Source organism: Tistrella bauzanensis, from assembly GCF_014636235.1.
GTDB classification, from domain to species: Bacteria; Pseudomonadota; Alphaproteobacteria; order Tistrellales; family Tistrellaceae; genus Tistrella; species Tistrella bauzanensis.
In genome coordinates, this window is record NZ_BMDZ01000118.1 from 1 (window position 1) to 8420 (window position 8420).

General features: G+C 68.3%; 9 protein-coding genes and 1 pseudogene. 9 read left to right on the plus strand and 1 reads right to left on the minus strand.

All coding sequences use genetic code 11. From position 1 onward, the window contains the following. Positions 1 to 337 precede the first annotated feature (337 nt). The 9 genes and pseudogenes from rplU to IEW15_RS24375 all read left to right on the plus strand — a co-directional run bounded on the left by rplU (position 338) and on the right by IEW15_RS24375 (position 7809). Positions 338 to 646 (plus strand): 50S ribosomal protein L21, encoded by a 309-nt coding sequence (rplU, locus tag IEW15_RS24335; RefSeq protein WP_188582960.1) that lies wholly within the window; start codon positions 338 to 340, stop codon positions 644 to 646. A 148-nt stretch (positions 647 to 794) separates the two neighbouring features. Next, positions 795 to 1055 carry a 50S ribosomal protein L27 gene (gene rpmA, locus IEW15_RS24340; protein WP_188582962.1) on the plus strand — a complete coding sequence of 87 codons (261 nt, stop codon included), beginning with the start codon at positions 795 to 797 and terminating at the stop codon, positions 1053 to 1055. Positions 1056 to 1377: 322 nt separating this feature from the next. Beyond that, a pseudogene (obgE, locus tag IEW15_RS24345) lies at positions 1378 to 2397 on the plus strand (GTPase ObgE); the annotation flags it as partial. 422 nt (positions 2398 to 2819) lie between these two features. After that, positions 2820 to 3986, plus strand: a complete 1167-nt coding sequence (proB, locus tag IEW15_RS24350) for a glutamate 5-kinase (protein ID WP_188582967.1) — start codon at positions 2820 to 2822, stop codon at positions 3984 to 3986. Continuing rightward, on the plus strand, positions 3986 to 5332 hold the full coding sequence (locus IEW15_RS24355; protein ID WP_188582969.1) for a glutamate-5-semialdehyde dehydrogenase: 1347 nt from the start codon (positions 3986 to 3988) through the stop codon (positions 5330 to 5332). The genes proB and IEW15_RS24355 overlap by 1 nt, the downstream gene beginning before the upstream one ends. After that, positions 5298 to 6059 carry a nicotinate-nucleotide adenylyltransferase gene (locus IEW15_RS24360; protein WP_306432676.1) on the plus strand — a complete coding sequence of 254 codons (762 nt, stop codon included), beginning with the start codon at positions 5298 to 5300 and terminating at the stop codon, positions 6057 to 6059. The genes IEW15_RS24355 and IEW15_RS24360 overlap by 35 nt, the downstream gene beginning before the upstream one ends. Before the next feature lie 123 nt (positions 6060 to 6182). Beyond that, on the plus strand, positions 6183 to 6587 hold the full coding sequence (rsfS, locus tag IEW15_RS24365) for a ribosome silencing factor (RefSeq protein WP_188582971.1): 405 nt from the start codon (positions 6183 to 6185) through the stop codon (positions 6585 to 6587). Positions 6588 to 6621: 34 nt separating this feature from the next. Beyond that, entirely contained in the window at positions 6622 to 7095 is a 474-nt protein-coding gene (gene rlmH, locus IEW15_RS24370) for a 23S rRNA (pseudouridine(1915)-N(3))-methyltransferase RlmH (protein ID WP_188582973.1), read from the plus strand. 33 nt (positions 7096 to 7128) lie between these two features. Then, on the plus strand, positions 7129 to 7809 hold the full coding sequence (locus IEW15_RS24375; protein WP_188582974.1) for a flavin reductase family protein: 681 nt from the start codon (positions 7129 to 7131) through the stop codon (positions 7807 to 7809). 21 nt (positions 7810 to 7830) lie between these two features. Here the strand turns inward: IEW15_RS24375 and IEW15_RS24380 are convergent, their stop codons facing one another. Continuing rightward, the gene (locus tag IEW15_RS24380; RefSeq protein WP_188582975.1) at positions 7831 to 8358 is read right to left on the minus strand and encodes a hypothetical protein; all 528 of its coding nucleotides are present in this window, start codon (positions 8356 to 8358) and stop codon (positions 7831 to 7833) included. Between the last annotated feature and the right edge of the window lie 62 nt (positions 8359 to 8420).

Genomic DNA, 8420 nt, shown 5'->3' on the forward strand with positions numbered 1-8420 from the left:
GCCAAAAAGGTCGACAACGAGAGATTCAGACTTTTTCCGCCCTGTCACGCACAGTTTCACCCGATTGCCCTGGGTTATCTGCCCGTCGCTGTTGACAAAGCACGCGCGGCCAATATAGTCGCGTGGTCCCGGGCAGCGGCGGCGATCACAAGTCGGCGCCGACCCGGTCGCTTTCGTCCGCACCACGGACCGATCCGCCCCAGGGCGGGCTGGTCGGAGCCGGGGCTCTGGCGGGTGCAACCACTCCAACTGTTCCGCGTGGGCCATGGGCTTGAGCGGGCCGCACTCTGCGGCTCCCGGCCGGCCCGCGCGACGACGACTATCGGGAAGATCGATCATGTTCGCGGTCATCAAGACGGGCGGCAAGCAGTACAAGGTCGCGGAGAACGACATCATCGCCGTCGAGACGCTCGGCATCGAGCCTGGCGGCACGATCGAGTTCGAGCCGCTGATGGTCGGCGACGCCGATGGCGTGAAGATCGGTGCTCCGATCGTTGCCGGCGCCAAGGTCACGGCCGAGGTCGTTGATCTGGTCCGCACCCGCCGGGTGCTGATCTTCAAGAAGACGCGCCGCAAGGGCTATCGCCGCCTGAACGGTCATCGTCAGAGCCTGACGAAGATCCGCGTCACCGCAATTTCGGCCTGACGACCGGCGCGGGACGCTGGCGCATCCGTGCCGCGTCCGCATCGATCCCAAGGCCACGTCCGGGCCTGACCGCCCGGATATCAGCATCAACCGACACCCGCGCGACCGGCATTGATGACTGGTCCCGGGCATCACGGAGGTCTCCGAGATGGCACATAAAAAGGCAGGCGGCAGTTCCCGCAACGGTCGCGACAGTGCCGGCCGGCGCCTGGGCGTCAAGAAGTTTGGCGGCGAAGCCGTCATCCCCGGCAACATCCTGATCCGTCAGCGCGGCACCAAGTGGTATCCCGGCCGCAATGTCGGCATGGGCCGCGACCACACTCTGTTCGCGCTGATCGAGGGCACCGTGTCGTTCACGCGTGGCCGCGACGACCGCACGATCATTCACGTCGAGCCGGCGCAGGCCTGATCCAGGCCAGCCGCCCGACGCGAGACATGCCCGCGCCATTCGACGCCTGATCCGGCCCGCCGGAGCCGGGTGTGGATGGCACCGGGCCTGCGAGACGAGGGGGATGGCCCGGCCATCCCCCTCTGTTCGTGTTGCGACACCACCGCCCATGGCGATACCGGCCTGCCCGCCGGTCCCGACCTGCCGACCAGTCCACACAAGCCGGCCCCTTCATACCGGGCCCCGTCGCCACCAGATATCCGTCACGTCCAGATCTTTCGGCAGACCCGCCCTGTCCGGCCGGCCTGCCCTCTGCACTGATGCCATCGAAAGTCGCGCCCCCGTGAAGTTCCTCGACCAGGCCAAGATCTATATCCGCGGCGGCGATGGCGGCAATGGCTGCGTCAGTTTCCGGCGCGAGAAGTATATCGAGTTCGGTGGTCCCGATGGCGGCGACGGCGGCAATGGCGGCCGGGTGATCGCGGTTGCGGTCGACAACCTGAACACGCTGATCGATTTCCGCTATCAGCAGCATTTCAAGGCCCGTCGCGGCACCCACGGCATGGGCCGCAACCGCCATGGCGCGCGCGGCGAGGATGTCGTGATCCAGTTGCCGGTCGGCACCCAGATCTGGGACGAGCGTGGCGAGCGGATGCTGATCGACCTGACCGAGCCCGGCATGCGGGTGCTGCTGGCCGATGGCGGCAGCGGCGGTTTCGGCAATGCGCGGTTCAAATCCTCGATCACCCAGGCGCCGCGCCGGGCCAATCCGGGGACCGAGGCCCCGGAACGCTGGCTGTGGCTGCGGCTGAAGATCATCGCCGATGCCGGTCTGGTCGGCCTGCCCAATGCCGGCAAATCGACCTTCCTGGCCGGGGTGACCGCCGCCCGCCCCAAGATCGCCGATTACCCCTTCACCACCCTGCATCCCAATCTGGGCGTGGTGCGGGTGGGCGACGATGAATTCGTGCTGGCCGACATTCCCGGCCTGATCGAAGGCGCGCATGAGGGCCACGGGCTGGGCGACCGCTTCCTGCGCCATGTGGAACGCTGCGGAGCGCTGCTGCATCTGCTCGACGCCACCGCCGAGGATCCGGTCGAGAATTACCGCATCGTGCGCGGCGAGCTGGAGGCCTTCGGCCACGGCATCACCGACAAGCCCGAGATCATCGCGCTGAGCAAGATCGACGCGCTGGATGACGACACCATCCAACTGGTGAAGGATTATGTCGAGGAAGAGCTGGGCCGGCCGGTGCTGGCGCTGTCGGCCATCTCGCGCCGCGGCGTGCCCGAGGCGCTGCACGCGCTGATGCCCCATGTCATGGCGGTGCGCGAGGCCGAGATCGAGGCCCGCAATCAGCGCCGCCGGGTGCTGGGCGTGGTCGACGAGGCGGTGGATGCGAGCGGCCAGAAGCGTGCGCCCCTGCTGCGCCTGCCCGACCCGGAAGACACCCCCGCCGGCGGCCGAGCCGGCGCCGGCAATGCCGATCTGTTCGACAGCCACGAAGACCTGGTCGACGGCCTGGAGGCCGATCGTCTGGTGGTCACCGCCTCGGACGAGGATTGGGACGACGACTGGAACGAAGACGAAGACGACGATGACGTCGAGGATGACGACGACATCGCCGAAGACGACGAAGACGACGACGATGACATCGATGACGACGACGTCGATGAGGATGACGACATCGACGACGAAGACGATATCGACGACGACGACGACGAAGAAGACGATGCCGGCACGGACGGCACCGTCGTGGACGACCCCGCCAAAGGGAGGCGGCATTGAGCGACGCGCTGTCACCCGCGGCAGCCGGCTTGTCGGCGGCGCGGCGGGTGGTGATCAAGGTCGGCTCGGCTTTGCTGGTCGACGATGCGACCGGGCAGCTGCGTCAGCCATGGCTTGAAAGCCTGGCGGCCGACATCGCGCGCCTGCGCGGCCGCGGTCAGGACGTGATCGTGGTCTCGTCGGGCGCGATCGCGCTGGGCCGCCGGCTGCTGGGGCTGGGGGCGGGCGTGCTGCGCCTGGAAGAAAAGCAGGCCGCGGCAGCGGCCGGCCAGATCCGGCTGGCCCATGCTTATGAAACCGTGCTTGGCGCCTATCATCTGCCGGTGGCCCAGGTGCTGCTGACGCTTGAAGACAGCGAGGCGCGCCGGCGCTATCTGAATGCGCGCGCGACGCTGGCCACGCTGCTGAAGCTGGGCGCGGTGCCGGTGATCAACGAAAACGACACGGTCGCCACCGCCGAAATCCGTTTCGGCGACAACGACCGGCTGTCGGCGCGGGTGGCGGAAATGGCCTCGGCCGATCTGCTGCTGCTGCTCTCGGATATCGACGGGCTGTATACCGCCGATCCCGGGCTCGACCCCGCCGCCCTGCATATTCCACGCGTGACCCGCCTGACCCCTGAGATCATGGCCATGGGTGGCGGCGCCCGTTCGGCGGTGGGATCGGGCGGCATGGCGACCAAGCTTGCCGCGGCGCGGGTCGCCGGTGCTGCGGGCTGCGCCATGGTGATCGCGCCCGGCCATCCGCTGCACCCGGTGGCTGCTGTGGAAAGCGGCGGCCGCGCGACATGGTTCGACCCCGAAACCACCCCCCACACCGCGCGCAAGCGCTGGATCGGCGGCCGGCTGAGCCCGCGCGGCGCGCTCAGCGTCGATGACGGCGCGGTGCGCGCCCTGGCCCGCGGCGGCAGCCTGCTGCCGGCAGGTGTGCGCATGGTCGACGGCCAGTTCGATCGCGGCGACGCGGTCGCGGTGCTCGATGGCCAGGGCCGCGAGATCGCCCGCGGGCTGGCCGCCTATGGCGATGCCGATGCCCGCGCGATCGCCGGCCACCGCTCGGCCGAGATCGAACAGATTCTGGGGTTTCGCGGCCGGGATGAGATGATCCACCGCGACGATCTGGTATTCCACGCCGCTGGCGACGAAGAGGAGGCCTCTGTGTGATGACCGACAGCCTGACCACCGCCAACCCCGGCGTCGCCACCACCCCGGCCACCAACATTCCGGACCCGGCCACCGTCACGCCGGCGACCACCACCCCTGAAGCCCTGATCGCCGATATGGGCGCCCGCGCCCGTGCGGCACAGCGTCAGTTGGCGCAGACGGCCCCCGACGCCAAGACCGCGGGCCTGAAGGCGGCGGCGGCGGCGATCCGTGCCGGCCGTGACGCGATCCTTGAGGCCAACGCCACCGACATGGCTGCCGCCCGCGATCGCGGCCTGACCGGCGCGCTGCTCGACCGGCTGGCCCTGGACGCGGGCCGGATCGAGGCGATCGCCCGCGGTATAGAGGATGTGGCGGCGCTGGCCGATCCGGTCGGCCGGGTGATGGAGGAATGGGACCGCCCCACCGGGCTGCACATTGCACGGGTGCGGGTGCCGCTGGGCGTGGTGGGCGTGATCTATGAAAGCCGCCCCAACGTCACCGCCGATGCCGGCGCACTGTGCCTGAAGGCCGGCAATGCCGTGATCCTGCGCGGCGGCTCGGAAAGCTTCAACAGTTCGCGCGCCATCCATGCGGCGATGGTGGCGGGGCTGGCATCGGCCGGCCTGCCCGCCGACGCCGTGCAACTGGTGCCGGTCACCGACCGGGCTGCCGTGGGCGCCATGCTGGCTGCCGTCGGCCTGATCGACGTGATCGTGCCGCGCGGCGGCCGGTCGCTGATCGAGCGGGTGCAGACCGAGGCGCGGATGCCGGTCTTCGCCCATCTGGAGGGCCTGTGCCATGTCTATGTCGATGGCGCCGCGAATCCTGAGATGGCCCAGGCGATCGTGATCAACGCCAAGCTGCGCCGCACCGGTATCTGCGGCTCGGCCGAAACCCTGCTGGTCGACCGGGCCGCAGCGCCCGTCATGCTGGCGCCGATCGTGACCGCGCTGCTGGATGCCGGCTGCGAGGTGCGCGGCGACGCCGCGGTTCAGGCGGCGGATGCCCGGGTGGTGCCGGCGACCGAGGCCGACTGGCGGACCGAATATCTGGATGCGATCATCTCGGCCCGCGTCGTCGATGGCGTGGCCGGTGCCATCGACCACATCGAGGCTTATGGCTCGCATCACACCGACAGCATCGTCACCGATGATGCCGCCACCGCCGAACGCTTTCTGGCCGAGGTGGACAGCGCCATCGTCATGCACAATGCCTCCACCCAGTTCGCCGATGGTGGCGAATTCGGCATGGGGGCGGAAATCGGGATCTCGACCGGACGGATGCACGCCCGCGGCCCTGTGGGGGTGGAACAACTGACAACGTTCAAATATGTCGTTCGCGGCCAGGGCACGCTTCGCGCCTGACCGGCGGCGGGGTGCCGCCGCCGGTGGCGACCCGCTGTGGCGGGTGGCCGGCCGTGGCCCCGCCATGACCGTGGGCCTTTATGGCGGATCTTTCGATCCCACCCATGAAGGCCACGTTCATGTGGCGCTGACGGCACTGCGCCGGCTTCGGCTGGACGAGGTGTGGTGGCTGGTCAGCCCCGGCAACCCGCTGAAGGTCAGGGCCGGCCGCATGGCCGCCCCCCTGCCCGACCGGGTCGCCGGCGCCAGGGCCATGGCCAGTCATCCGCGGCTGCGCATCACCACGGCCGAGGCGGCGCTCGGCACCCGCTTCACCGTCGATACCGTGGCCGCACTCCGCCGCCGGTTTCCCAGGATCCGCTTCGTCTGGATCATGGGCGCCGATGGCCTCACCGATCTGCATCGCTGGGGCGGCTGGCGGCGGCTGGCCCGGATGGTGCCGATCGCCGTCATCGACCGGCCGGGCTATGGCATCCGTGCCATGGCCGGACGGGCCGCCCGCACGCTGGCGCACCACCGCCTGCCCGAACACCGGGCCGGCCGGCTGGCACGCCTGGACCCGCCGGCCTGGATCCTGCTGCATGCCCGGCTGGATCCGCGCTCGGCGACCGAAATACGCGAAGGCCGCAAACCCCGGCCCGAAGGACGCCCGCCCCGTGGCCGCATAGGCCCGGCACCCGCGGCATCCGGCGGGCCAGAGGCCGGCCACAGGAACAGGCATGGTTGACCGCGACGGATCACCGTCGCGAAAACCGGCGATGCCTGCTATGGTTAAATCATGGCGCCTGCGGGCTTTCCGGTGCATGAGCACCGCCCCCGCCCCCGCCAACGCTTGATGAGGTTCGCTCTGTTGCAGACCGACAGTCCCATCACGGTACCGGTGATCCCGCCGGTACTGCTCGACGCCGACCAGGTGCTCGATCTGGTCCGCGCCTCGCTGGACGACGACAAGGCCGAGGACGTCGTGGTCATCGACCTTGCCGGCAAGACCGATTTCGCCGACTACATGGTGGTCGCAAGTGGCCGGTCGAGCCGTCATGTCGCCTCGCTCGCTGAAAAGCTGGAAATGCGCATCAAGGCCACCGGCGACCAGTTGCCGCTGACCGAGGGCCTGCCGCTCGCCGACTGGGTTCTGGTCGATGCGGGTCCGGTGGTCGTGCATCTGTTCCGGCCGGAAGTGCGCGCGTTCTACAATCTGGAAAAGATGTGGGGCGCCAACCTTCCCGGCGACGGATCGCAGCGCGTCGCGGAGTGATCCGCCGCCCCGGTAACCTGCCGGGGACCGGCCGATGAGCCTGGTTCTGCGCATCACCCTGGTCGCCGTCGGCCGTGCCCGCGGCGGCCCGGAAGCGGCGCTGGTGGACGATTATGTCCGCCGGCTGCGCTGGCCGTTCACGCTGGTCGAGGTTCAGGCCCGCAAGGCGACGCTGCAGAGCGATGCCCTGAAAGCCGAGGAAGCCCAGGCGATCCGCGCGAAACTGCCTGCCGGCGCCGCTCTGGTGGCGCTGGACGAACGCGGCCGGCTGCTCGACAGCCGGGGCTTCGCCGGCGCATTGGGGGGCTTTGCCGAGGCCGGCCGGCGCGAGGTAGCGCTGATCATCGGCGGTGCCGACGGGCTGGACGCGGGCCTGCGCGATCAGGCCGATCTGGTCGTGGCGCTGGGCCGGCTCACTTTCCCCCATATGCTGGTGCGTGCACTGATCGCCGAACAGATCTATCGTGCACAAACCATTCTGGACGGCCATCCCTATCACCGGGACTGACTGCCGGCCGCGTTGCCATGACCAGGGGGTCCGATGGAATTCGACATGCGCCGCATGGCGGCACCCGACCGCTACAAGATCCTCGGCTCCACCATCACGCCGCGCCCGATCGCCTGGGTCACCTCGCTGTCGGCCGAGGGCCGGGTGAATGCCGCCCCCTACAGCTTCTTCAACTGCATGGGGCACGAGCCGCCGATCCTGGCGGTGGGCATGCTCCGCCACCCGGAAGACCGCTTCAAGGACACCCCCGCCAACATCCTGGCGACCGGCGAATTCGTGGTGCATCTGGTGTCGGAGGATCTGGCGCCGCAGATGAACATCACCTGCATCGACGCCCCGCCGGGCGTGGACGAACTGGCGCTGGCCGGTCTCGACACCATCGCCTCCACCGCGATCCGCCCGCCGCGCATCGCGGCGGCTGCCGTCGCCTTCGAATGCCGCCTGCACACCGCCATCACCACCGGCCCCCGTCAGGCGATCGTGCTGGGCGAGGTGCTGGTCGCCCATGTCCGCGACGATGCCGTGCTCGACGCCGCCCGCCACCACATCGACACGCCCGCGCTGGGCCTTATCGGCCGCATGCATGGCGGCGGCTGGTATGCGCGGACGACCGACCTGTTCTCGATCGACCGCCCGCGCTGGGCCGACTGGGCGCCGGAGCATCCGGAGGCGGTGGCCAGGGCCGTTAAACACGAGCCGCCGGCCGAGCGTTGACCCGGCCGGCCTCGTTATCTGTCAGGCGAGCTGTGCGACCCAGATTTGATCATCAGAGGCGATGCCATAGAGTCCGAACTGACTGCCATTCCAGTAGAGATGCGTGCCATAGGGCCCGCTGCGACGGGCCTTCACATAGAAACCGGACTTCGTTCCCAATGTCTCGAAGTCCCAGATGCAGTCTTCGCTGTCAGGATCCGTGGACATCGCGAGCACATCGCGGTCGTGGTCATAGGACAGGTAATAACCAACAGAATTTGATATCAGATATCCCCCCGACCGTTCAGTCAATGAATAGCTTTCGATCTGATCAGACCCATAGGAGGCCATTAAAATTATGGCGAATATATTCGAAGCCAAAGAGGCAATATATTGGCCCGTCTCGGCATGCATTAGCCTGATTTTTTTTCCGGAGGGAATATCAGAGGCATTGACACAGAAGGTCTCAGGCAGCCACTTCTGGTCATCGGCACTATCTATATTATAATAAGTGAAAACTTTGTCGCCGTCCGTATACCCGGCAAGATATCCTAAGAGGCTGTCGCGCAATGAGCGCGGCGGGCTGGTTTAGAGCGTCACCGTCGCCTGGGACGGCGTGAGGCGGCCCGTCC

What these genes read in the sequence shown, in the direction of transcription:
- rpmA (WP_188582962.1), top strand. Translation starts at nt 795, where the DNA reads ATGGCACATAAAAAGGCAGGCGGCAGTTCCCGCAACGGTCGCGACAGT.
- rplU (WP_188582960.1), top strand. Translation starts at nt 338, where the DNA reads ATGTTCGCGGTCATCAAGACGGGCGGCAAGCAGTACAAGGTCGCGGAG.
- IEW15_RS24355 (WP_188582969.1), top strand. Translation starts at nt 3,986, where the DNA reads ATGACCGACAGCCTGACCACCGCCAACCCCGGCGTCGCCACCACCCCG.
- rlmH (WP_188582973.1), top strand. Translation starts at nt 6,622, where the DNA reads ATGAGCCTGGTTCTGCGCATCACCCTGGTCGCCGTCGGCCGTGCCCGC.
- IEW15_RS24375 (WP_188582974.1), top strand. Translation starts at nt 7,129, where the DNA reads ATGGAATTCGACATGCGCCGCATGGCGGCACCCGACCGCTACAAGATC.
- IEW15_RS24360 (WP_306432676.1), top strand. Translation starts at nt 5,298, where the DNA reads ATGTCGTTCGCGGCCAGGGCACGCTTCGCGCCTGACCGGCGGCGGGGT.